The organism is Paraburkholderia tropica (assembly GCF_014171495.1).
GTDB classification, from domain to species: Bacteria; Pseudomonadota; Gammaproteobacteria; order Burkholderiales; family Burkholderiaceae; genus Paraburkholderia; species Paraburkholderia tropica.
This window is the reverse complement of sequence record NZ_CP049135.1, coordinates 36,363-59,723: the sequence shown is the minus strand read 5'-3', so window position 1 is coordinate 59,723 and position 23,361 is coordinate 36,363. Positions and strand designations below refer to the sequence as shown.

Here is a 23,361-nt window from a genome sequence, read left to right as displayed (position 1 = left end):
CTAGTCCCAGAAATTACGGAACGCGACGGCGACGATCACCGGCACGCACATCACGAGCGGGATCGCGAAGTACGGAATTTCCATATCGACGATCCAGCTGCGGATCAGCCAGCCCACGCCGATCGCCAGCGTGAGCACGCCGACGAGCGCGGTCAGCGTATTGAGCAGCCAGGTCGGCGGGCGCTTGCGCCTGGGTTCCTGCGCGGAAGACGGTTTCATCGGGCTTGGGAGTTCGGAGCGTCCCGACTGGACGCCGATTAGCTTATTTTACTCTCGATGGATCGCCGCAACGGAAGCGGCAAGCGATGCGCGGGAAAGCGGGCATTACAGGCGTAATGCGCGGACGCAATAAGCGCATGCGATGCTCGAAGAACACCCGCGCAAAACCAGCGCACCAAAAGAAAAAGCCCACCTAAGTTGGCGGGCTGAATCCATATCAGGAGGAGACATGGAGGAGACGGTTCAACTATAGGGTTTTCCCCTAAACTTTGCAAGCGTTTTTTGAGCATTTCAATAATTTTCTGCCGATTCAGCTTTCGTTTAATTCAGACGTTATTTAACGTTATTGTCACAGGCTTGCATTACCTGCCACGTAATCGCCACGCCGCCGCGCGCGCCCTATCCTCGCTTGCATCGCTTCACTGAATGCACCACTGAGCACACACCGCGAGGATCGCCATGACCGCTTACGCCATTGCCCATCTGCACCGCTGCGAAGCTTGCGCGGAGATCGTCGAGTATCTGGAGAAGATCGACGCCACGCTCGCGCCGTTCGGCGGCCGGTTCCTCATTCACGGCGGACGCGTCGAGCGGCTCGAAGGCGCATTCAAGGGCGACCTCATCATGATCGAATTCGACGATCGCGAGCGTGCCCGCGCCTGGTATCGTTCGCCGGCTTATCAGGCGATCCTGCCGTTGCGCACGCAACACGCGAGCGGCGACGTGCTGCTGATCGATCAGGTCGCGCAGCCGCATCGCGCCACCGATGTGCTGGCGAAACGCGGATAACCACGCATAGCCTGCATCACGCGCCGCGCCGCATGAATTCCACTTGTTGTGCAAATGCGACTCAATGGACCGCGCAATCAGTCATATCGGCGTGTCATGCGCGGCGCAAGTATTGACGGTGCATGACTTGCGCCGATTTATTTCAATTTTTTGAAACTATTCTTCCAGATTACGGAATAGTCCTTGCGGACTGCCCGTCACCTTTCATCCAAGGTCGCTTCCTATACTCGCTCCCGTCTCAACCCGGCGTTTCTACAGGACTGGAGTCCCACAGTGAAAAAAATCTCTATCGCCGCCGCGTGCGTTACCGCATTCGCCGCAGCGTCCGCCCACGCTCAAAGCTCGGTCACCCTTTACGGCCTCGTCGATGCGGGCATCGCCTACACGAACAATGTCGGCGGCAGCGGCCGCGTGGCGCTCGCGAGCGGCAACATCAGCGGCAGCCGCTTCGGCCTCAAGGGCGCCGAAGATCTCGGCGGCGGTCTGAAGGCGATCTTCCTGCTCGAAAACGGTTTCAGCGTCAACAACGGCCAGCTCGGCCAGAACAGCCGCCTGTTCGGTCGCCAGGCGTATGTCGGCCTGAGCAGCAACACGTTCGGTACGCTCACGATGGGTCGCCAGTACGACGACGTCGTCGACTTCGTTGCGCCGCTCTCGGCCACGGCCGGCACGTTCGGCGACTCGGGCTTCGCGCATCCGTACGACAACGACAATCTCCAGCACAGCGTCCGCTTCAACAACTCGGTCAAGTACACCAGCCTGAACTACGGCGGCTTCAAGTTCGGCGGCATGTACGCGTTCAGCAACAACACGGACTTCGCCGTCAGCCGCGCATACAGCGCCGCCGCCAGCTACACGTTCGGTTCGTTGACGGCCGCCGCGGGCTACCTGCAGACCAACGGTTCGGGCGCGAAGACGGTGTCGGGCACGACCAGCGCGTTCACGAATACCGCCGGCGCGGTCGATCAGGCCGAAGTCAAGGGCAGCCTGACGTCCGACGTGCAGCGCACCGTGGCCGCCGGCCTGAACTACGGCTTCGGCCCGGCCGTCGTGGGCTTCGTCTACTCGCACAGCCAGTATCAAGGCACCAGCGCATTCGGCCTGAGCAACGGCTCGGTGCGCTTCGACAACTACGAAGTCAACGGCATGTACAACTTCACGCCCGCCTTCAAGGCCGGTCTGTCGTATGCGTACACCGACGCACATCTGAGCGGCGCAACCTCGTATGGCGCCGATCCGAAGTGGAACCAGGTGAACGCGATCGCGCGTTACTCGCTGTCCAAGCGCACCGAACTGTACGCCGAAGCGATGTTCCAGCACGCCACGGGCAACAAGAACGTCGCGGTGATGTACAACGCGGGCGGCTCGTCGTCGACGGGCAATCAGGTCATGGGCGCGGTCGGCATGCTGACGCGCTTCTAAAGCGCGCCGATTCGCGCAATCTGATTCGCGCAAGCCGTTTCGCGCGAATCGGCGATACGAAAAGCCCGTCTCCGGACGGGCTTTTTTTCGTCCTGCGTTTTGCATCCGGTGCAATTAAACCCTTCGAAAGTATCGAGAAAGTTTTGTCGGCGATTAGAAAGAATTAACTCGCACGGCACGCATCTTTTACGCATTCCGCATTCGATCAATCCCGTTTGCAAAAGAAAAATCATCGCGCGCAAACGTTTTCACCCGTTTCACAATTCTTTCTTCTCCTTACCGGAAACTGTGCGCCGATCCATTCACGGGAGTGCAAGCGCACATGACTCGACGCTCTCTCGCCGTCACGCCGGCGACCGCGATTTCCGTTGTGCTCGCAACCATGGCGCTCGCTGCCTGCGGGCCGGGCGATAACGCGTCGTCATCGGCGCCGCAGCAGAGTGCGCCGAATCTCACCGCGAATGCCGCGAATGCCGCAAATGCCGCGGATACCGCCGCATACGCCAACGCCGGGAATGCAGGCAATGCCGCCAACGCCGCCAGCGACACGCTCGCCGCCGCGCCCGCCGTTTATGCGAGCGATCCCGTGCAAAGCGTGCAAGCGAGTCTCGCGGCGGACAGCGAGCAGATCGCACCCGTCATGAGCTACGCGCCCGGCGACGAGCCGCCCCAAACGAACAGCGCCATCAACGCCGACGCCAACTCCAGCACCGGCAACGAATCCCGCAGCACCGTAACGACGAGCCAGTAATACACCGTTGTGTGCCTATGCACACTTAATTCCATCCGCAAGCAGAAAGGTGAACAACAATGACGTCAACCAGCCGTCGCCGTTTCCTGCAAACCGTCGCTTCATCGGGCGCAGCCGCCGCCGCGATGACCGTGCTTCCCGAATCGATCCGTAGCGCGCTCGCGATTCCCGCGTTCTCGCGCACGGGTTCGATCCGCGACGTCGAGCACATCGTCGTGTTCATGCAGGAGAACCGCTCGTTCGACCACTACTTCGGCCATCTGCGCGGCGTGCGCGGCTATAACGACCGCCTGCCGATTCCGCTGCCGGGCGGCCTGCCGGTCTGGTATCAGCCGTCGAAGGAAGACGCCACGAAGCCGGTGCTGCCGTTCCACCTCAACACGCAGACCACCAGCGCGCAATGCGTGGGCGACCTCGATCACTCGTGGTATCCGACGCAATACGCGATCAACAACGGTCGGCACAATCAGTGGCCGCAGTACAAGACCGACATGACGATGGGCTATTACATGCGCGCGGACATTCCGTTCCACTACGCGCTGGCCGATGCGTTCACCGTCTGCGACAACTACTTCTGCTCGCTGCCCGGCCCGACGCACCCGAACCGTTCCTATCTGATGACCGGCATGGTCGATCCGACCGGCACGATGGGCGGCCCGCTGCTCGACAACAACGATTACGTGGATGGCGACGTGCCGCCCGCGTATCAACTGCTCTCGTGGACGACCTATCCCGAGCGCCTGCAGGCCGCCGGCGTTTCGTGGCAGATCTATCAGCAAGGCACGAACGGCAGCGATCCGCTGAACGGCAATTACGGCACCAACATCCTGCAGAACTTCGCGAACTTCATCAACGCGCAACCGGGTTCGGCGCTCTATCAGCGCGCGCAGACCGCGCGCACGATCGCCGATCTCAAGCAGGACGTGCTGGCGAACAAGTTGCCGCAAGTGTCGTGGCTGCTGCCGCCCGCCGCGTTCTCGGAGCATCCGAAATACACGCCCGCCTACGGCGCGGAATACACCTCGCAGATTCTCGACGCGCTGACCTCGAATCCCGAAGTGTGGAGCAAGACCGTCCTCTTTATCATGTACGACGAGAACGACGGCTTCTTCGATCACGTCGTGCCGCCGCAGCCGCCCACGACGTCGTCGCAGGGCAAGTCGACGGTCAGCGTCGAAGGCGAAATCCATAACGTCGTCAATCCGGCGCGCGGCGGCTCGTACACCGCCGACGGCCTGCCCTACGGCCTCGGACCGCGCGTGCCGATGACCATCGTCTCGCCGTGGAGCAAGGGCGGCTTCGTCTGCTCGCAGGTGTTCGATCACACTTCGGTCATTCGCTTCATCGAAGAACGCTTTGGCGTGCAGGAGCCGAACATCACGGCATGGCGTCGCGCTGTTTGCGGCGACCTCACCACGGCGTTCGATTTCCGCACGCCCGATGCATCGATGCCCGCGCTGCCCGACACCAGCAATTACATGTCGATGGCCGACAACCAGTGCTCGGCCAACGCCGCGCCCACGGTGCCCGCCACGCCCGGCCCGATCGATGCGCAGGAACCCGGCGTGCGTTACGCGCGCGCGCTGCCCTACGAGTTGCACGTGAACGCACACGTCGATCCGACGAAGAACGCGCTCTCGATCACGTTCGCGAACAAGGGCCGCCAGGGCGCGCACTTCTACGTGTACGGCACGAACCGCACGGACGGTCCGTGGCGCTACACGGTGGAAGCAGGCAAGTCGATCGACGACACCTGGGATCTGGGCGCGACCGACGGCGTCTACGGGTTCGAAGTGCACGGTCCGAACGGCTTCGTGCGCCGCTTCTCGGGCACGGTCGCGGCCACGCAGACGTCGCAACAGGGTAAGCACGGCGGCACGCCGCAACCCGAAATCACAGCGCAGTACGACGTGGCCAACGGCAACCTGTTCCTCAAGTTCACGAACACGGGCGGCGGCCTCGCGCGCCTCACGGTCACCGACAACGCCTACGGCGCGCGCGAGCGCCTGATCGTGGTCCCCGCGGGCGCGCGCATCGAAGAACCGTGGGTGCTGGCGTCGAGCCATCACTGGTACGACCTCACGGTCACGAATCGCGACGACACCAGCTTCGCGCGCCGCTACGCCGGTCACGTCGAAACCGGCAAGCCGAGCATCAGCGACCCGGCCGCCGTCGCGCCGATCACGCAGATCAGCTAAACCCCGCCTCGCAGCGGGCCTTCACCCGCCCGCTTCTCTTCTCTGCCCCGCTCTCCTCGCACGGCGCCTTCGGGCGCCGTGTGCTTTGGTGCGTCCGCGCCGCCATCGATCCCGCATTGCGCGCCGCCGTCATGTGCACAAAAGCGCAGCCCAGGCAAGCCGCTCCCGCCCAATTCAACACCTTTCAGACACCTTTATGCATTTTGTTGTAGATGCGAATCATTTCCATTACGATCTGGCCGATTCTTTCACTGCACTTTCATCGCACTTGCATGCGATGACACGCGTACACCGTCCAACCGGGGGCGCCCGGTCATCCGACTCATCAGAATAATATGAAGAATACTGCTGCCGCGCGCCGATCCGGCCCTGCCTTCGCGTCCCGCCCCGTCATGGGCGCCCGCACTTCGCTGAGCGCCGCGCTGCTCGTCAGCGCGGGCGTGACGCTCTCCACGCTGTCGACGGCCGGCTGCGCCCAGGCGATCGCGCAAACGGAGACACAACCGGCAACCCAAAGCGATAACACCGGCGACGCGGTAACCGGCGACGCCGCCGACGGCAAGGCGCTGCCCGCCGTCAAGGTGAACGCCGCGCGCGACAGCGAGACGGCCTCGCCCAAGCGCGTGACGGCCGGCGCGCTCGGCAATCGCCGCCAGGTGGACACGCCGTTCTCGACCGATGTGGTGACGACGGAACGCGGCAAGGATCTGCTCGCCAACACGGCCAACGATCTCTTCAAATACGATCCGGCGGTGACCGTCGTCGGCGACAACGCGACCGGTGAGAACTCCGCCTTCGCGATTCGCGGCCTCGCGGTCGACATGCTCAACGGCGTGAAAGTCGACGGCCAGAATTTCCCTTCCTGGGACACCGAACTATCGCTCGAACAGTTCGAGCAGGTGGAAGTGCTCAAGGGTCTCTCCGGCTTCATGTACGGCTTCAGCACGCCCGGCGGCATCGTCAATTACGTGCTCAAGCGCCCCACCGACGACCCGTACCGCAGCTTCTCGATCGGCTATCAATCGGCGGGCGTGTTCAGCGAAAAGATCGATCTGGGCGGGCGTTTCGGCAACGACAAGCGCTTCGGTTATCGCCTGAATCTCGTCAACGAAGACGGCAACACCGCCGAAGCGAACGGCCACGTGCGCCGCCAGGTGGCGTCGCTCGCGCTCGACTTGCGCATCACGCCCGATCTCACCTGGACCGCCGACGCGTTCTACCAGAAGCGCAAGACCAACGGCACGCTGTTCGGCATCTACGTGGGCGGCGGCCTCGGCATTCCCGACGCGGGCAAGGTCACGCGCGATCTCACGCAGCCGCAGAACTTCTACGAGACCGAGATCGCTTCGTTCGGCACGGGCCTCGACTATCGCATTTCCGACACGTGGCGCGCGAGCCTGAAATACCGCTTCGCGAAGGAAAACCGCACCAACTCGGACAGCCTGCTGTACGTCTACAACGCGGCGGGCGATTATCAGAACACGCTGTATGCGGCGTTGACGCGCTACTTCTATCAGAACGTCGACGCGATGGTGCAAGGCAAGTTCAACACGGGACCGTTCAAGCACGACGTGGTGATCGGCGCGAGCTACCAGACCCAGCAAAGCGAATACGACGACAGCGAAGGCTGGAACGACGGCTATAGCCTCGGCACCGGCAATCTGTACCAGAGCACGCTGCTCACGAACGACGCGGTGCATATCGGCGAAAATCTGTTCCGCCACGAACGCACCACGCAGACCGCGCTCTACGCGAGCGACACGGTGCAGATCACGCCGCGTCTTTCGGCGCTGCTCGGCCTGCGTTATACGCAGTTCCGCGACCGCGTCTATAACGTCGATCAGTCGGTGCAGGCCGATTACAGCGCGAACCCCGTCACGCCCACCGGCGCGCTGATGTTCAAGCTCGATCCCGACACCACAGTCTACGCGAGCTACGTGGAAGCGCTGCAGCAAGGCGGCGCGTCGAGCAACACGAACGTGAACTATCCGCAGACCTTCGGGCCGCTCAAGAGCAAGCAATACGAAGTGGGCCTCAAGGCCGATCATCGCAACTGGGGCGCGAATCTCGCGCTGTTCCGCATCGATCAGGGTTACGAGTACACCAACTCGGCGAACGTGTTTACGCAGAGCGGCACGAAGCGTTATCAGGGCATCGACGCGAGCGGCTGGCTGCAGCTCGCCGCCGACTGGCGTCTGATGGGCGGCGTCATGTGGCTGAACGCGAAGGCTGTCGATGTCGACGATGCAAGCGTGGACGGCAAGCGCATCTACGGCGCGCCGCGCTTCACGGTCACGGGCCGCGTGGAATACAACCCGTCGTATCTGCGCGCGCTGACGGTCGCGTTCGGCGGCAAGTATGTCGGCAACATGGCGGTCGATGCGGCCAACACGCAGTTCGTGCCGGCGTACACCACGTGGGACCTGAGCGCGAAATACGAAACCCAGGTCGCGGGCAAGGACGTGACGCTGCGCGCGGGCGTGAACAATCTGTTCAACCGCCGCTACTGGACCGCCGCGTGGGGCTATTACGTGATGCCGTCGGCCACACGCACCTTCGTTGCGAACGCCACGCTCGAATTCTGATGCGGGACGTATAAACGCGCGCCGGCGCAATGCGCTTCAGCCCCTGAAACACGGGGCTATCCACAAGGCCCTTCGCATTTGCCGAAGGGCTTTTTGCTTTTGTGCCACATGACGGCACTCCGGAGGCCGCCTGCAAGCCTTGCGAAGCGGTGGCACAATGAGCGGTCCCGCGGCCCACGCGACGCGCGTTGCCGAGCGCGTCGCCGGCTCCTCTCACCGTTGCATCGTTGCAAAGGATCGCCCCATCATGAGTTCCAGCGTGAAGCCCTATCCGGATACCCAGATCTACGTCGACGGCGCGTGGCGCGCCGGCGCAAAGACGATCGCCGTGATCGACCCGGCCACCGAAGCGGAAATCGGCCGCCTGAGCCTCGCGAGCGAGCAGGACCTTTCGGACGCAGCCGACGCCTCGGCGCGCGCGTTCAACGCATGGCGCAAGGTCTCGCCGCTCGAGCGCAGCAAGCTCATGCGCCGCGCCGCCGACCTGCTGCGCGAACGCGCAGGCGACATCGCCGCGATCATGACGCGCGAACAAGGCAAGCCGCTCGGCGAAGCCAAGGCTGAAACGCTCGCGGGCGCCGACGTGATCGACTGGTTCGCCGAAGAAGGCCGCCGCACTTATGGCCGCGTGGTGCCCTCGCGCACCGACGCCGTCCGCCAGATCGTCACGCGCGAACCGGTTGGCCCGGTCGCCTGCTTCACGCCCTGGAATTTCCCGCTCAATCAAGCCGTGCGCAAGGTCTCGGCCGCGCTCGCTTCGGGCTGTACCGTCGTGCTCAAGGGACCGGAAGAAACGCCGGCCAGCTGCGCGGCGCTCGTGCAGGTGTTCATCGACGCGGGTCTGCCGCAAGGCGCGCTGAATCTGGTGTTCGGCGTGCCCTCGGAAGTGTCGTCGTATCTGATCGCGCATCCGGCGATCCGCAAGATCTCGTTCACGGGCTCGACGCCGGTGGGCAAGCTGCTGGCCTCGAAGGCCGGCGAGCACATGAAGCGCGCGACGATGGAACTCGGCGGCCACGCCCCCGCCATCGTGTTCGCCGACGCCGACGTGCCGCGCGCCGCCAAGCTGCTCGCGGGCGCGAAGATCCGCAACGCGGGTCAGGTCTGCATTTCGCCCACGCGCTTCATGGTGGAAGACGCCGCATACGACGAGTTCGTCGAGCACTTCGTGGCCGCCATCAAGACCGTGAAGGTCGGCAACGGCCTGCATGAAGGCGTGCAAATGGGCCCGCTCGCCAACGACCGCCGCCTCGCCGCCATGGAGCGACTCGTGGCCGACGCGCGCGAACACGGCGCGAAGGTGCTCACGGGCGGCGAACGCGTGGGCCGCGAAGGCTACTTCTTCGCGCCGACCGTGCTGACCGACGTGCCGCTCTCCGCGCGCATCATGAACGAAGAGCCGTTCGGCCCGCTCGCGCCGATCACGCGCTTCTCGCGTTACGAAGACGCGATCGCCGAAGCGAATCGTCTGCCGTACGGTCTCGCCGCGTATGCCTACACGCGTTCGAGCGCGACCTCGGCGGCGCTCTCCGAAGACGTGGAAACCGGCATGCTGTCGATCAATCACCACGGCCTCGCGCTGCCCGAAGTGCCGTTCGGCGGCGTGAAGGATTCGGGCTACGGTTCGGAAGGCGGTACGGAAGCGATGGAAGCGTATCTGGTCACGAAGTTCGTCACCGAACATCGTTGATCGAGCGAAACGCCGCGGCGCTGTCAATGCGCCGCGGCGTTTTTTATCGGCTGGTTATTCAGGATTCCGTATAACTTCGCGGATGGCGCGGAAGGCCGTCCGCCAGCTTCACCCACGCAAGCTGCTGCGACACCCACGAGTGCCGCTCGGGCGGCGCGGCATCGGGCTGATCGAGCGTGCCGGTCGCTACATCGATCTCGTCTGCGAAGGCGGCGCTGTGGTAGGTGATCGGCGTGCCGCAGTCGGCGCAAAAGCCGCGCTCGACCTTGGGGCTCGACGCATAGCGCTTCAGATGACCCGCCGTCACGCGAAACGCCGTGCGCGCCACGCTCAGCCACGCCACGAAGGGCGCGCCCGAAGCACGGCGGCAATCCACGCAATGGCACGCCGTGTTGCCGATCGCCTCGCCCGCGATCTCGTAGCGGATCTTCCCGCATAGACACCCGCCCGTCAGCTTCAGCATCGTTCGCTCCTGTTGGTTTCGTTCGCCTGACACCGGCGCCGCTCGATCGCCGCAAAAAAACCCGCAAAAAAACTTCTGCATCGGGTGGAATAGACCGCGTGCCCGCCGTGTTGACGCCAGTAACAGCCCTTATTGGCCATCGACAGGACCGATCATGCCTCATCGTACCTCCACGCGGCGCAGGAGCGCGCCATGAGCCAGAACGCCATCTGCATGCCGTGCCGGCTCGCGGCCATCGCGGCGGTCGTCGTCGGCGCCGCCGGCGCGTTCGCCTGGACCGCCGGCTGGCTCACGCCCAAACGCGTGAACGCGCCGCACATCATCAACACCTTCGAGTCGAATTACGGCGTGCATGCGGGCTTCCGGCGCAATCACGCCAAGGGCCTCTGCCTCGAAGGCGAGTTCGAAAGCAACGGCAACGGCGCACGCGTCTCGCGCGCGGCTGTGTTCGCGCCGGGCGAGACGCCGGTGATCGGCCGCTTCGCCATTCCGGGCAGCAATCCGTCCGCGCCCGACGCCAGCACGCCGGTACGCAGCATGGCGCTGCTGTTCCAGTTGAAGGACGGCGAGCAATGGCGCACCGGCATGAATTCGACGCCGGTTTTCGTCGTTCGGACACCGAAGCAGTTTTATCAGCAACTGGTGGCCTCGAAACCCGACCCGGCTACCGGCAAGCCCGATCCCGCGAAACTCAACGCGTTTTTTGACGCGAATCCGGAAACGCTGCCGTTCCGGCAATGGTTGAAGTCGCATCCGCCTTCGTCGAGTTTCGCCAACACCGGCTTCTACAGCATCAACGCGTTCCTCGCCACGGATGCCGAGGACAACACGCGTGCGATCCGCTGGCAGACCGTGCCCGAGATCGCCTACGCGCCGCAAAGCGCCGCGCAGAAGAACGATCCGGATTTTCTCGCCGACGATCTCGAAGCACGCCTCGCGCAAGGTCCGCTGCTTTGGCGTCTCGTGCTGACGGTCGGCCAGCCCGGCGACCCGACCAACGACGCCACGCAGCAATGGCCCGCCGACCGCGAGCAGATCGACGCGGGCACGCTGGTGCTGCGCCGCGCGACGCCGCAGCGCGAAGGCGCTTGCCGCGACGTGAATTACGACCCGACGATTCTGCCCGACGGCCTGAAACCGTCCGACGATCCGCTGCTCGCGGCACGCTCGGCCGCCTATGCCGTTTCGTTCAACCGCCGCACGCGCGAAGAAGCCGCGCAATCGCACGAACCGCACGGAGACACTCAGCCATGAAAACCGGCACCCATTTCAGCGGCCTCGCGCGGCTGATTCACTGGTCGATGGCCGTGTTGATCATCGCGATGCTGTTCGTGGGCGTCGGCATGGTCGCGACCGTTTCGCGCCTGCACGAGACGCTGATCGCGCTGCATCGGCCGCTCGGCATCGCGCTGCTGCTGCTCGTGATCGTGCGCGTGGCCGTGCGCCTCTCGCGCGGCGCGCCCGCCCTGCCCGCCGATATTCCCGCGTGGCAGCGCGGCGCGGCGCACGCCTCGCATCTCGTGCTGTATGCGTTGATGATCGCGATGCCGCTGATCGGCTGGTCGATGTTGTCGGCGGGCGGCTATCCGGTCGTGCTCGCAAGCGGCGTGCAGTTGCCGCCGATCGTGCCGCACAACGTCACGCTCTATGCGTGGTTGCGCGCGGCGCATACGTGGCTCGCGTTCGCGCTGTTCGCGACGGTGTTGATGCATCTCGCGGCCGCGCTATTCCATGCGCTGATCCGCCGCGACGGCGTGCTCGCGAGCATGGCGCGCGGCGCCGCACGAAACTGACGCGACGCGCGCGGATCAGGCGGAATTCAAGGCGCGAATCAAACGTGCACGTCCTGGCTCGCAACCGGCTGCACGGGCGGCCCCATGAACTCTTCGCGCAAAGCGTCGCGCGCGCTTTTCCTGCGCACCCACAGCGCCGTGAGGATCGGCACGAGGATCGCCGTGACGAGGCACGACGTGGCGACCATCGCGGTCGCGGCCGGCACGAGCGGCTTGAAGCGCGGAATCATCTCGCCGATGATCGCGGGGTTCGCCACCGCCGCGCCCGCCGTCGACGACGCCGCGAGTCCCGCCGCGCCATTGCCGCCCGCGAGCAGACGATCCGCGAGAATCAGCGGAATGCCGGTCACGACGATCACGCCGAGCCCCAGCATCACGCCCGCGAACCCGCTGTTGACGATCACGCCAAGGTCGATGCCGTTGCCGAGCGCGAAGCCGAAAAACGGAATCAGCGGATGCACGCAGCGTCCGAACAGATCGCGCAGATCGTGATCGAGATTGCCGAGCACGAAGCCGACGAGAAACGGCAGCACCGCGCCCGCGAACAGACGCGGCTCGAAGAAGGCCACGCCCGTCGCGCCCAGAATGAGCATGCTGACGAGCGGCCCCGATTCGATCGACATCAGCACGAACGCGCCCGCCTCTTCCTTTGTGCCGTATTGCTGCATGACGGCGGCGTAGAGGCCGCCGTTGGTCATGTCCATCGAGGTGGTGATGGCGAGCACCGAAAGCCCCGCGAACAGGCCGGCCTTGACGCCGTCGGCGGGCAGATAGCGCGCCGCGACCAGCGTGGCAATCCACGCAACCGCGGTTTTCGTCGCGAGCAAGGTGCCGGATTTGCGCAGCACCGCGCCGGTCGCGCGCAGATCGATGGTCGCGCCCATGCAGAAGAACCAGACCGCGAGGATCGGCACGGTCCCGGCGATCAGCCCGTTGGTGAACGAACCGAAGTACTTGCCCGCGCCGGGCGCGAACGTGTGCACGCAGGCGCCGAGCAGCAAGGGCACCAGCATCAGGCCGCCAGGCACGCGGTCGATGGCCTTCTTCAGCTTCATGCCTCCTCCTGGATGTCTCATCCACGCCGGATCGGCACGCACGCGCATGGCGTCCGGGTTCTAGTCGCGACTCCCTGACGAAAAAATATAGCAGCCTGAAAGGCGAGCGAATTCGATTTTTAATCGTTGCCCGCTCATCGTTTACCCCGCAAATTGAGGGTGATTTCCCACTATCTGGGGTTTGATGTGGCGTGGATATTTTCGCGGCGCGAGCGCGCCGCCCGGTTCAGCTTTTGAGCGGACTTTGCGAAGCGCTGCGCCAGCCCAGACCCAGACTCTTCTGCAAGGAGACGAAGTCCTTGAGCAACTGCGCCTGCGCGGACACCACGTCCTGTTGCGCTGCAAATTCGGCGCGCTGCGTATCGAGCAGATCGACGAGGCTCGACGCACCCGCACGATAACGCTGACGCATCAGCGTGGCCGAGCGCTCCGCCGACGCCTGCACTTTCTGCAGCGTCACCACGTGCTCGCGCTGATAGCCATAGCGCGAGAGCGCGCCATTGGCGTCCTGCAACGCGGCGAGCACCGTTTTTTCGTAACGCGCTTCGGCTTCGTCGCGCGAGGCTTCTGCGCCACGCACGGCACCGGCCGTGCGGCCGAAATCAAACAGATTCCATTGCAGATACGGCGCGCCCACCCAGCTGAAATTGCGCTTGCGCATCAGATGGCCCGGATCGGCGGCGGTGAAGCCAAGGTCGCCGAACAGCGTGAGCTTCGGAAAATAGTCGGCCACGTGCTGGCCAATCTGCGCATTGCTCGACGCAAGCCTGCGCTCGGCAGCGCGAATGTCGGGGCGCTGCGCGAGCACGGTTGCGGGATCGCTGACCGTGACGGTGGCGGGCAACGTCGGCAACGGGCTCGGCGCGGCCAGTTCCGCGTCGAGCGCGCCGGGCGCCTTGCCCGTGAGCACCGCGAGCTGATCGAGCGACATCTCCACTTGCGCGGCGAGCGGCGCAAGCGTCGAGCGCGTGTTTTCGACCTGCGTGGTCAGACGCTCGACGTCCACCTCGGCGGCCGTGCCGCCCGCGCGGCGCTGCTCGGTCAGCGTAAGCGACTGCTGCTGAATCTCCGCCGTGCGCTGCGCAAGCGCGAAACGCTGCTGCTCGTCGCGCAGATCGATATAGGCCTGCGCCACTTCGGCCGCGAGCGACACCTGCGTGTCGGCGAGATCGGCGGATACGGCGTCGGCTTCGTCGGTGGCCGCTTCCACCGCGCGGCGCGTGCCGCCGAACAGGTCGATTTCCCACGACGCGTCGAAGCCCGCCGTATAGAACTGCAGCGGCCCGCGTCCCGAAACCGAACTCCCCGACGACTGCGAGAGCGTACTGAGATCGGGTTCGCGCATGCGCGGCGCGGCGACCGCGGCCGACACCTTCGGCAATTCGGCCGCGCGCTGTTGCTGCAGTTGCGCACGCGATTCGCGCAGCCGCGCCTGCGCGACGCGCACATCGGGATTGTGTTCGAGCGCCGCCGCGATCAGCGCGTTCAGATGCGGATCGTCGAGCGCGGTCCACCAGTCGCTCGGCGCGCGCGCCGTCGTCACGCCCTGCGCGGGCGTACGCACGAAGTTCGCGGCGCTCGCGGCTTCGGGCGCGACCGCGGGCGCGCCGTGATAGTCGGGGCCCACGGTGCAGGCCGACAGCACGCATGCACCGGCGAGCAGCGTGAGGCGCGTGAAGGGCTTTGCCCGAGGAAAGCGGTAAGAACGAATGGCCGTCATGAGTCGAATATTGAAGCGTCAGTGGCCGGCGGACGGCGGCTTCGCGCCGGGCTGCGGTTTCTTGAGCATGAGCGCGAGCGGCACACACGCCGCGAGCGCAATACCGAGCACCCAGAATGTTTCGGAGTACGTCATCACCATCGATTGCTGCTGGATCTGCGAAGCGATCTGGGCAAGCGAGATCATCTTCGAATAGGCCATGTCGCCGTTCTGCGCAAACCAGCTGGCCGCGCCGTTCGCGAGTCGCTCCTGACCGATCAGCGAATTCGCGCTGATCGACTCGCGCAACATGGCCGTGTGGAAGGTCTCGCGGCGATCGATCAGCGTGCCGATGATCGCGAGCCCCACCGAGCCGCCGAGATTGCGCGCCATGTTGTAGAGACCCGCCGCATCGCCGGAATCCTCGCGCGCGACCGCCGCCATCGAGGCCTGATTCAGCGGCATCATCGCGAGCATCTGCGCCACGCCGCGAATCAGCTGCGACCACACGAAATCGTGGCCCACGCTCTGCGCGGTCAGCGAAATATCGAGCATGCAGCTCAGCGTGAACAGCAGCAGGCCGCTCACCACCAGCACGCGGAAATCGACCTTCGCGAGCAGACGCGGCAGAATCGGCATCACGAGGAAGGCCGGCAGCCCGGACAGCAGCATGATCGCGCCCGATTGCTCCGCGTTGTATCCAGCGACGAGGCTCAGGAACTGCGGCAGCAGATACGAAATGCCATAGAGGCCCGCGCCCACCGCCGACACGATGACGATCACGCTCGCGTAGCGCGGGTTGCGCATGAGCGAGAGCCGCAAGATGGGCTTCTTCGCGACGAACTGCGAGATCGCGATCAGCACCATGCCCGCGAGCGACACGCAGCTCAGCGTGACGATCATGCTCGATTCGAACCAGCGCTCGCGTTGACCCTCTTCGAGCACGACCGTGAGCGTGCTCAGGCCGACCGCGAGACCGACGATGCCCAGCCAGTCGGCCTTGAAAAAAGCCTCCCAGTGCGGACGGTCGGCGGGCAGGCCCACGATCAGCAGCGTAATCAGCGCGATACACACGGGCAGGTTGATGAAGAAGCACCAGCTCCAGCTGATGTTCTCCGCGAGCCAACCGCCCACCACGGGCCCGAGCAACGGCCCGAGCAGCACGATGAGCCCGAACACCGTCATGCCCACAGGTAGCTGCGAAAGCGGCAGCCGCGTGCGGATGATGGTCTGCGCCGTGGGGATCATCGCGCCGCCGGTGAAGCCCTGGCCGATGCGGCCCGCGATCATCACGGCGAGCGTGCTCGACCAGCCGCACATCATCGAGAAGCCGATAAAGAGCGCGGCATTCGCCAGCAGAAAGTTTCGGAGTCCGAACACACGCGTGAGCCACGCGGCGAGCGGAATCATCACGATCTCGGACATCAGATAGCCCGTGGAAATCCACGTGCCTTCGGTGCCGGTCGCGCCGATTTCGCCCTGGATCTGCGGCAGCGCCGAGTTCGTGATGGAGATGTCGAGCGTGGCCATCAACGCGCCCAGCGCGCCGGCGGCCACCGCGATCCAGTCGGCGACGCCCGCGCGCTGCTCGCCGTGCGGCTGCGGCGCGGCGGGTGCTTGCGCGGCGTTGGGTGGGACGTTGGGTACGTCAGCCACGATGGTTCTCTGCGTCGATGCGGCGATCGTCGTCGCGCGCCGAACGCGTATCGACGTCGACATTCACGGACATGCCGGGCAGCAGCACCGAGCGCGTTTCCGGCCCGACGTCGAGACGAATGCGCACCGGCACGCGCTGCACGATCTTCGTGAAGTTGCCGGTGGCGTTTTCCGGCGGCAGCAGCGCGAACTGCGCGCCCGTGCCCGGCGCAAAGCTGTCGACCACGCCATGCAGCGTGTGACCCGACAAGGCGTCGACGCGCATTTCCACCGGTTGCCCCACGCGCATGCGGCCGATCTGCGTTTCCTTGAAGTTCGCCGTGAGATAGGTCTGCTGGACCGGCACCACAGTCAGCATGCGCGTGCCTGGCTGCACGTACTGGCCCACGCGCACGGTGCGATCGCCGACGCGGCCGGACAGCGCCGCCTTCACGACGGTGTTGTCGAGATCGAGCTGCGATTGCGCCGCGCTCGCGCGCGCCGCTTCGAGCTGGGCGCGCGCCTGCGCGAGTTGCGCCGTGAGCGCGGCAATCTGCGAACGCGCCGCCTCGACCGACGCCGAATCCGCCGCCAGCGTCGCCTGTGCCTGATCGCGCGTGCTCTTGAGTTCGGTGAGACGCTCGACCGTTTCCGCGCCCGTGGCCGCCAGCGGCGCGTAACGCGCGACTTCGTCCTGCGCGTGCCGCAAGCTCACGCGCGCCACGTCCTGCTGCGCCTGGGTCTGCTCGATGTTCGCGCGCTGCTGAACGAGTTGCGCCTCGGCGTGCTGAATGTCGGCCTGGCGCGCATCGACGGTGGCGTTGGCCTGATCGAGCGCGACTTGATACTGGCGCGCGTCGAGTTTCACCAGCGGATCGCCGGCCTTCACGGCCTGGTTGTCGGCGACGAAGACGTCGGTGATATAGCCGCTGACTTTCGGCGCGACGGTGACGCTGTCGGCCTGAAGATAGGCGTCGTCGGTGCTCTCGATGAAGCGGCCGACCCGCCACCAGTGACCGAGCCACGTCGCGCCCGCGAGCAGCGCCACGATGCAGAGGCCGATCAGGACGATGCGCTTCTTGCCCGACTTGTTGCCGGTCTTGTCGCCGGTCTTGTTATCGGCGGTTTGAATATCGCGCTTATCGGGTGAATGGGTGTCGCTCGACGCATCTCGTCCGGGCGCACCTGCGGTCGTTGACATGTTCTTATCAGTCTCAATTTATTCCAGTTGGCAAAATTATTCCATCCGGAAAAATTGTGTCAAGTGATATATTTCGAGAAATCCGATCGCTACCCGAATCACATGAACGACACGAAACCGCTACGGCGTCCCAAAGCGGGCGGCTACGCGCGCGGCGACGAAACGCGCCGCAAGATTATCGAAGCGGCCATCAGCCTGTTTGGCAAGCACGGTTTCGAAGGCGCCTCCACCCGGGATATCGCCGCGCGCGCGGGCGTCAACGCGCCGGCCCTCCAGTACTACTTCGAGAGCAAGGAAGGGCTGTACTGCGCGTGCGCCGAATCGCTCGCCGACGAGTCATGGCAATCCTTCGAGCCCGCCGTGCTGCGCGCACGCGCCGTGCTCGAACGCAACGGCGACACCGCCGAGCTGATCGACGCGTTTCTCGACATTCAGCGCGCCGTCGCCGATCGCACCTTCGTCAAGCGCAGCGACCCCGACCAGCGGCTCTTTTTCGCGCGCGAGCAAGGCGGCGGCGAACCGGAATCGGGCTCCGAAGTCCTGCGCCAGCGCGTACGCGCGCCGCTCAACGAGGTGAACATCACGCTGCTCGCCCGCATCAGCGGCATGAGCGCTGACGATCCGCTCACCGTCATGCGGATGCTCAGCCTCTACGGCCAGTTTCTGCTGTTCTACATCGCGCGCCGCGTGACGCTGTCGACGCTGAAATGGGACGATATCGACGCCGAAAGAGCCGAGTTTCTGAAAGCGAATATCGCCGATCAAACCCGCGTGCTGCTCGAGCACTGGAGCCGCCAGGGCGGCACGGACGGCGAAAAGCGCGTCGCCGAGAAAACGGATTCGACGCCCGCGAAAACCGCCACGCGCTGAGCGATCGCGCTTCGCGTTTCCTCACGGAAACGCGAACGACGATGCGACGCGTATCGGAAACTCGCGTGCATGCGCGAGTTTTCCCGGTTTCCGATCCGACACAGCCAACGCGCTACGCGCGCCCGGCGCCCGGCGCTCAGCAATCCACAATCAGCAATCGGCCCACATGCGCAGCAGATTGTGATAACAGCCGGTGAGCTGCACGAGCGATTCGTCGCTGGCGTTCTGCATCGTGAGCCGCTGGATCGCGACGTCCATATCGAGCAGCAGCGCGCGCTGCGCGTCCTCGCGCACGAGGCTTTCGATCCAGAAGAACGACGCGATGCGCTCGCCGCGCGTGACCGGCTCGACTTTGTGCACGCTCGACCCCGGATACAGGATTATGTGCCCTGCGGGCAGCTTCACGCGCTGCTCGCCATAGGTGTCGCGAATCACGAGTTCGCCGCCATCGTAGCTCGCCGGATCGGCGAGAAACAACGTGGCGGACAGATCGGTTCGCACCCGCTCACGTGACGCGCGAATACCGCGCACTGCGTTATCGATATGGAATCCGAATGATTCTCCAATTCCATAACTGTTGAACAGCGGCGGATAAATACGCTTCGGCAGCGCCGCCGACATGAACACCGCATCCTTCGCGAGACGGTCGATAATCTCGTCGCCGATCTCGCGTGCGAGCGGATCGTCGCCACCGAGTTGGCGATTGTGTTTGACGCGCTGCGATTGCGCGCCCGCCGTCGCCTTGCCGTCGATCCATTGCGCCGCGCGCAACCGCTCGACCCGCACCTTCGATTCCTGCGGGCTGAATACGCCCGGAATTTCCACGATCATCGTTTCACTCTGTGCATCGTCTGAATGGGCGAGCGGCGGCGCCGCTCGCGAAAACCGCTAGAAACGCACGTCCGCCGACAGCAGCACGGTGCGTCCGGCACCCGGCACGCCATACAACTGGAAGCCGTCGAGCGACGCCCCCACCGCCGAGTAGTAGAACGTGTTGAACAGGTTCTGCACGTTGAGGCTCAGCGCGAGATTCTTGTTGACCTCATAGCGCGCCGCGAGCGAATGCAGCCAGAATGCCGGCGCTTTTTCCGCGTCGTACACATAGGCCGGATGATTGCCGCTCGCGCCGCTCACCGTGCTGCTGTTGTTGTTCTGGCCGCCGACGTATTCGTTGTCGGTATAACGGCGCGTGCCGACGTACTGCACGCCATAGCTCACCGAGAACTTCGGCGTGACCGCATACGAGGTCCAGAGATTGACGGTCGCGTTCGGCACGTTGGCCGGTCGCTGGCCTTCGTTGATGCCTTTCGTGATGCGCCCGCGCATCGCCGCGAAGCCCGCGAACGCCGACCACTTTTCGGTGATGTTGCCCGACACGCCCAGTTCGATGCCATCAACGCGTTTGGGCGGCAACTCGCGCACGACGCTCGACGTCGTGTCGCCGTAGTCCCACGAATCGCTGAGTTCGGTGCGGAACAGTGCGCTCGTGATCGACAGACGCCGGTCGAGCAGATCCCACTTGGTACCCAGCTCCCAGGTCTGCGCCACGGCCGGTTTGAGGCTCGCCGTGGCCGCCGAGGTCGCGCCGTAAATCGTGTTGTTGGTCGTCGCGCCCACCGCCGAAGGCTGCGCCGCACGCCCGTAGGTCGCGTAGAGGCTGCCGAACGGCAGCGGCTTGTACGTGATGCCGATACGGCCGCTGAACGCGCCGTCGCTCGTCGTCAGCACCGAGTGCGCGTTGGCCGCGCCGCTCACCTGCTTGACCCAGAAACGGTCGTAGCGCGCCGCGCCTTCAACGATCCACTTCGGCGTGATCGTCACGGTATCGCGGATATACACGCCCGCATCGTTGACCGCCGCGTAGTCGCCGGTCGTGCCTTCCATCGCGTTCACGCCGCCCATGCTCGTGCCATACGCGTTCGTGAGGTCCATCACCGGATTCGTCGATGGCGCGACCACGCTGCGCGGCAGATCGCCATAACGCTCGTGATAGAACTCCGCGCCGACGACGACATCGTGATGCAGCCCCGCCGTATCGAACGACGTGTTCACGTTGGTCTCGTTGGCGAGAATGTCGTAGCGCTTCGACGTGCCGTAGTTGTTGCCGCGCAGCACCGCGAGCGGCGAGAGATTCGGGTCCGCCGACACGCCGCTGTACGAGAGCACGCCCGAGGCGCTCGTCACAAGCGAGCCCGAGCCCACGTAGCCGTACGACGTGCCGCTCGTCGAATTGAAACGCGCGGGCGCGAGCACGGTGGTGCGATCGGTCTGCTCCCAGCGCGTCATGTTCGAGATGCGCAGGTTGTCGTTGAAGTCGTGCTCGATCTTCACGCTCGCGCGGTTGGTGGTCGAGTGATCCTTGTAGAGATTCGGGTCGCCATACCAGCCATTGCGCGGCACGCCGGGCATGCGCTGGCCGCCCGTGCCGCGCTCGATCGGCACGCCGGTGTCCGGCACGTTGTTGTCCTGCTGATGGAAATAGTCGAGCGTCACGCGCGTGGGCGTGCCGAGCCCCATCGCGAGCGAACCGGCCACGCCCCAGCGGTCGTCGTGCACGTTGGCGCGACCGTCCACGTCCTGCGTGTGGCGCATGAGATTCAGACGCAGCGCCGAGTGCTCGCCGATCTGCTTGTTGAGGTCGGCGCTCACGCGGCGATAGCGCGCCGAGCCGAGTGTGGTCGCGAGGTGATACGCGTCGTCGAGATGCGCTTCCTTCGTGACGAGATTGACGCTGCCGCCCGGCGCGGCCACGCCCGATTCGATCGTGCCGGTGCCCTTGAACACTTCCACGCGATCGACGTCGAAGGTGTCCGAGCGGCTCGCGAGGCCCGCGTCGCGCAGGCCGTCGATCGTGATGCTCTGCTCGCCCGAAAAGCCGCGAATCGTGAACATGTCGCCCCAGCCGAGATTACCCTCGCCCGACGTGAACGTGATGCCCGGCACGTTCTTGAGAATGTCCTGGAGACTTTGCGCCTGCTGTTCATCGAGCACGCGCCTGGGCACGATCGCGATGCTCTGCGCGATGTCGAGCAGCGGCGCCGTGAACTGATCCGACTCCACGTATTTCGTCTGATATGGCGAGTTCCTGCCGCTGACGTTCACGGCGGGCAGCGTCGCGCCAGCGGTTTGCGTGGCGCCGGTTGCGTCGGTCGTATTCGCGGCTTGTGCGGCTTGTGCCGGTTGCGTCGTCTGCGCGGTTTGTGTGGATTGCGCCGACGTTTGCGCGTGCGCCGACGTTTGCGCGTGCGCCGCCGTCAGCGCGACGCAACCGAACGTCGCGCCGAACAGATTGATCAGCAAGCCCGACGGACGGCCTCGCGTTCCCCGATTCAACTGCATGTTGTATTCACCCCAGTTTCCTGTTTTGCTGGATTGCCTGCCGGCATCGCCATCACAAATAAGAATGATTGCGATTTGCAATGGTAAGAATGCAGGCATCAAGAAAACGTTAAGACCCGGTTTCCGATCGGAAACCGTGCAGAAACAAGGGCTTTCCAGTGCGAAAAAATATTTCGCTTCGGAAACTTGACAATCTATCTTCCAGTAGATAAATTAACACCCATGGACACGCAATCAACCGTACGCGAGCAGCTTCTGGATCACGCCATCACGTTGATGATGCTGCGGGGTTACAACGGCTTCAGCTATCGCGACCTGTCGGAACTGGTCGGCGTGAAAACATCGAGCATCCACTACTACTTCCCGTCGAAGGACGACCTGGTGCTCGAAGCGGTCAAGCAGTACAGCGAAGAAGTCGTGCGGGCATTGCAGTCGATCGACCCGGCGTTGCCGGCGAACGAAAAGCTCAGCCTGTACACGCGCTTCTTCGGCAAGACCTTGGGCGACGGCAACCAGATCTGTCTGTGCGGCATGCTCGCCGCCGACATCGAGACGCTGCCCGAAACCGTGCGTGAAGCGGTGCAGGCCTTCTTCCGCACCAACGAAGCCTGGCTGGCCAAGGTGCTGGCGCAAGGCGTCGAGGAAGGCACGCTGGTCGCGAAAGGCAAGCCGGAAAGCGCGGCGCGCACGCTGTTCGCGGCGCTGCAAGGCAGCGTGATCGCGAGCCGGCTGTTTCACACGAAGTCGCGTCTGGAAGACGTGGAAGCCATGTGGCGAGTCGCGGCCTGAGGGGCATAGCAACGCGGCCACAGGCAAGGATTGCAGTACCGGGGCGGTTCACCGCCCCATTGTTGGACCCCGTTGTCTATCTAGTGATAGATAGCATTACGAGAATCACGATGACGATCACGCGTACGCCACGAATGACCGTTATCGTCGCTGCACAACAGTGGCACAACCGGTCGCGAAGATCCCTTCGATCTGGACGACTAACGAATCAACCTTGTTGCTTGACCTATCGTTACTCACACTGGAGAGTCAGTCATGTCGATCGAAAAAGTCCTCTACACCGCCGAAGCCACCGCAACCGGAGGCCGTGACGGCCGCGCCGTTGTGCCCGAGAGCAACCTCGACCTCAAGCTCACGACGCCGCGCGAACTGGGCGGTGCAGGCGGCGCCGGCACGAACCCGGAGCAACTGTTCGCAGCCGGTTACAGCGCGTGTTTCATCGGCGCGATGAAGTTCGTCGCCGCGCGCGACAAGATCGCCATTCCGGCGGACGTCTCGGTTACGGGCCGCGTCGGCATCGGCCAGATTCCGAACGGCTTCGGCATCGAAGTGGAACTGCGCGTCTCGCTGCCGGGCCTCGACCGCGAAGCCGCTCAGGCGCTGGTCGACAAGGCTCACATCGTGTGCCCGTACTCGAACGCCACGCGCGGCAACATCGACGTCACGCTGACGATCGTTTAAGGCCGCACGACGACCGGGAACCATCGCGGGAAAAGCAAAGTTTTCCCGATTTCCGATCGGAGAATAACGGGCCGCCCCGGATCATCTGCATGATCCGGCGCGGCCCGTTTGTTTCGTCATGGGTTCAGAAGTTTTCTCGATTTCCGATGGGAAACGCGCGCGGCGATCGCATGCAACAACAT

19 protein-coding genes are annotated in these 23,361 nt (G+C 64.4%); 11 read left to right on the top strand and 8 right to left on the bottom strand.

All coding sequences use genetic code 11. The features are described from left to right. Positions 1-219: a hypothetical protein gene (locus tag G5S35_RS15025; protein WP_065060632.1), complete on the bottom strand. Its 219-nt coding sequence runs from the start codon at positions 217-219 to the stop codon at positions 1-3. A gap of 459 nt (positions 220-678) precedes the next feature. On the opposite strand from G5S35_RS15025, the gene G5S35_RS15020 reads away from it, so the two are divergent. From G5S35_RS15020 to G5S35_RS14995, 6 genes are all read left to right on the top strand, one after another. Further along, complete coding sequence (locus G5S35_RS15020; RefSeq protein ID WP_065060631.1) at positions 679-1,008, top strand: DUF1330 domain-containing protein; 330 nt, start codon at positions 679-681, stop codon at positions 1,006-1,008. A gap of 273 nt (positions 1,009-1,281) precedes the next feature. Beyond that, positions 1,282-2,430 (top strand): porin, encoded by a 1,149-nt coding sequence (locus G5S35_RS15015; protein WP_065060630.1) that lies wholly within the window; start codon positions 1,282-1,284, stop codon positions 2,428-2,430. A gap of 322 nt (positions 2,431-2,752) precedes the next feature. Next, positions 2,753-3,181, top strand: coding sequence for a hypothetical protein (locus G5S35_RS15010; RefSeq protein ID WP_183039129.1), 429 nt, complete (start codon positions 2,753-2,755; stop codon positions 3,179-3,181). A gap of 59 nt (positions 3,182-3,240) precedes the next feature. Then, a complete protein-coding gene (locus G5S35_RS15005; RefSeq protein WP_183039128.1) occupies positions 3,241-5,379 on the top strand; it encodes a phosphocholine-specific phospholipase C in 2,139 nt (712 codons plus the stop codon). A gap of 392 nt (positions 5,380-5,771) precedes the next feature. Beyond that, a complete protein-coding gene (locus G5S35_RS15000; protein WP_237181412.1) occupies positions 5,772-7,964 on the top strand; it encodes a TonB-dependent siderophore receptor in 2,193 nt (730 codons plus the stop codon). 247 nt (positions 7,965-8,211) lie between these two features. Then, a complete protein-coding gene (locus tag G5S35_RS14995; RefSeq protein ID WP_183039126.1) occupies positions 8,212-9,654 on the top strand; it encodes an NAD-dependent succinate-semialdehyde dehydrogenase in 1,443 nt (480 codons plus the stop codon). A gap of 58 nt (positions 9,655-9,712) precedes the next feature. Here the strand turns inward: G5S35_RS14995 and G5S35_RS14990 are convergent, their stop codons facing one another. Beyond that, the gene (locus G5S35_RS14990) at positions 9,713-10,117 is read right to left on the bottom strand and encodes a GFA family protein (protein ID WP_183039125.1); all 405 of its coding nucleotides are present in this window, start codon (positions 10,115-10,117) and stop codon (positions 9,713-9,715) included. Positions 10,118-10,309: 192 nt separating this feature from the next. Between G5S35_RS14990 and G5S35_RS14985 the strand changes: the two genes are divergently transcribed. Both G5S35_RS14985 and G5S35_RS14980 read left to right on the top strand, forming a co-directional pair. Beyond that, on the top strand, positions 10,310-11,371 hold the full coding sequence (locus tag G5S35_RS14985) for a catalase family peroxidase (RefSeq protein WP_237181411.1): 1,062 nt from the start codon (positions 10,310-10,312) through the stop codon (positions 11,369-11,371). Further along, entirely contained in the window at positions 11,368-11,910 is a 543-nt protein-coding gene (locus G5S35_RS14980) for a cytochrome b (RefSeq protein WP_183039124.1), read from the top strand. The genes G5S35_RS14985 and G5S35_RS14980 overlap by 4 nt, the downstream gene beginning before the upstream one ends. A 38-nt stretch (positions 11,911-11,948) precedes the next feature. Here G5S35_RS14980 and kdgT read toward each other — a convergent pair whose 3' ends face one another. From kdgT to G5S35_RS14960, 4 genes are all read right to left on the bottom strand, one after another. Next, the gene (gene kdgT, locus G5S35_RS14975) at positions 11,949-12,965 is read right to left on the bottom strand and encodes a 2-keto-3-deoxygluconate transporter (protein WP_074982396.1); all 1,017 of its coding nucleotides are present in this window, start codon (positions 12,963-12,965) and stop codon (positions 11,949-11,951) included. Between the two features lie 226 nt (positions 12,966-13,191). Then, positions 13,192-14,685 carry an efflux transporter outer membrane subunit gene (locus G5S35_RS14970; RefSeq protein WP_183039123.1) on the bottom strand — a complete coding sequence of 498 codons (1,494 nt, stop codon included), beginning with the start codon at positions 14,683-14,685 and terminating at the stop codon, positions 13,192-13,194. An 18-nt stretch (positions 14,686-14,703) separates the two neighbouring features. Beyond that, a complete protein-coding gene (locus G5S35_RS14965; RefSeq protein ID WP_124260518.1) occupies positions 14,704-16,383 on the bottom strand; it encodes an MDR family MFS transporter in 1,680 nt (559 codons plus the stop codon). Beyond that, positions 16,313-17,500: an HlyD family secretion protein gene (locus G5S35_RS14960; protein WP_183039122.1), complete on the bottom strand. Its 1,188-nt coding sequence runs from the start codon at positions 17,498-17,500 to the stop codon at positions 16,313-16,315. The genes G5S35_RS14965 and G5S35_RS14960 overlap by 71 nt, the downstream gene beginning before the upstream one ends. Before the next feature lie 102 nt (positions 17,501-17,602). Here G5S35_RS14960 and G5S35_RS14955 point away from each other — a divergent pair, with 102 nt between their 5' ends. Next, positions 17,603-18,370, top strand: coding sequence for a CerR family C-terminal domain-containing protein (locus G5S35_RS14955; protein ID WP_065065359.1), 768 nt, complete (start codon positions 17,603-17,605; stop codon positions 18,368-18,370). Between the two features lie 150 nt (positions 18,371-18,520). On the opposite strand, the gene G5S35_RS14950 is transcribed toward G5S35_RS14955, so the two are convergent. Together G5S35_RS14950 and G5S35_RS14945 are read right to left on the bottom strand one after the other, a co-directional pair. Then, entirely contained in the window at positions 18,521-19,201 is a 681-nt protein-coding gene (locus G5S35_RS14950) for a Fe2+-dependent dioxygenase (RefSeq protein ID WP_074982399.1), read from the bottom strand. Positions 19,202-19,258: 57 nt separating this feature from the next. After that, positions 19,259-21,709 (bottom strand): TonB-dependent receptor, encoded by a 2,451-nt coding sequence (locus tag G5S35_RS14945; protein ID WP_183039121.1) that lies wholly within the window; start codon positions 21,707-21,709, stop codon positions 19,259-19,261. A 222-nt stretch (positions 21,710-21,931) separates the two neighbouring features. Between G5S35_RS14945 and G5S35_RS14940 the strand changes: the two genes are divergently transcribed. After that, a complete protein-coding gene (locus G5S35_RS14940; RefSeq protein ID WP_065065362.1) occupies positions 21,932-22,498 on the top strand; it encodes a TetR/AcrR family transcriptional regulator in 567 nt (188 codons plus the stop codon). 255 nt (positions 22,499-22,753) lie between these two features. Further along, positions 22,754-23,179 (top strand): organic hydroperoxide resistance protein, encoded by a 426-nt coding sequence (locus tag G5S35_RS14935; protein WP_065065363.1) that lies wholly within the window; start codon positions 22,754-22,756, stop codon positions 23,177-23,179. Positions 23,180-23,361: the final 182 nt, after the last annotated feature.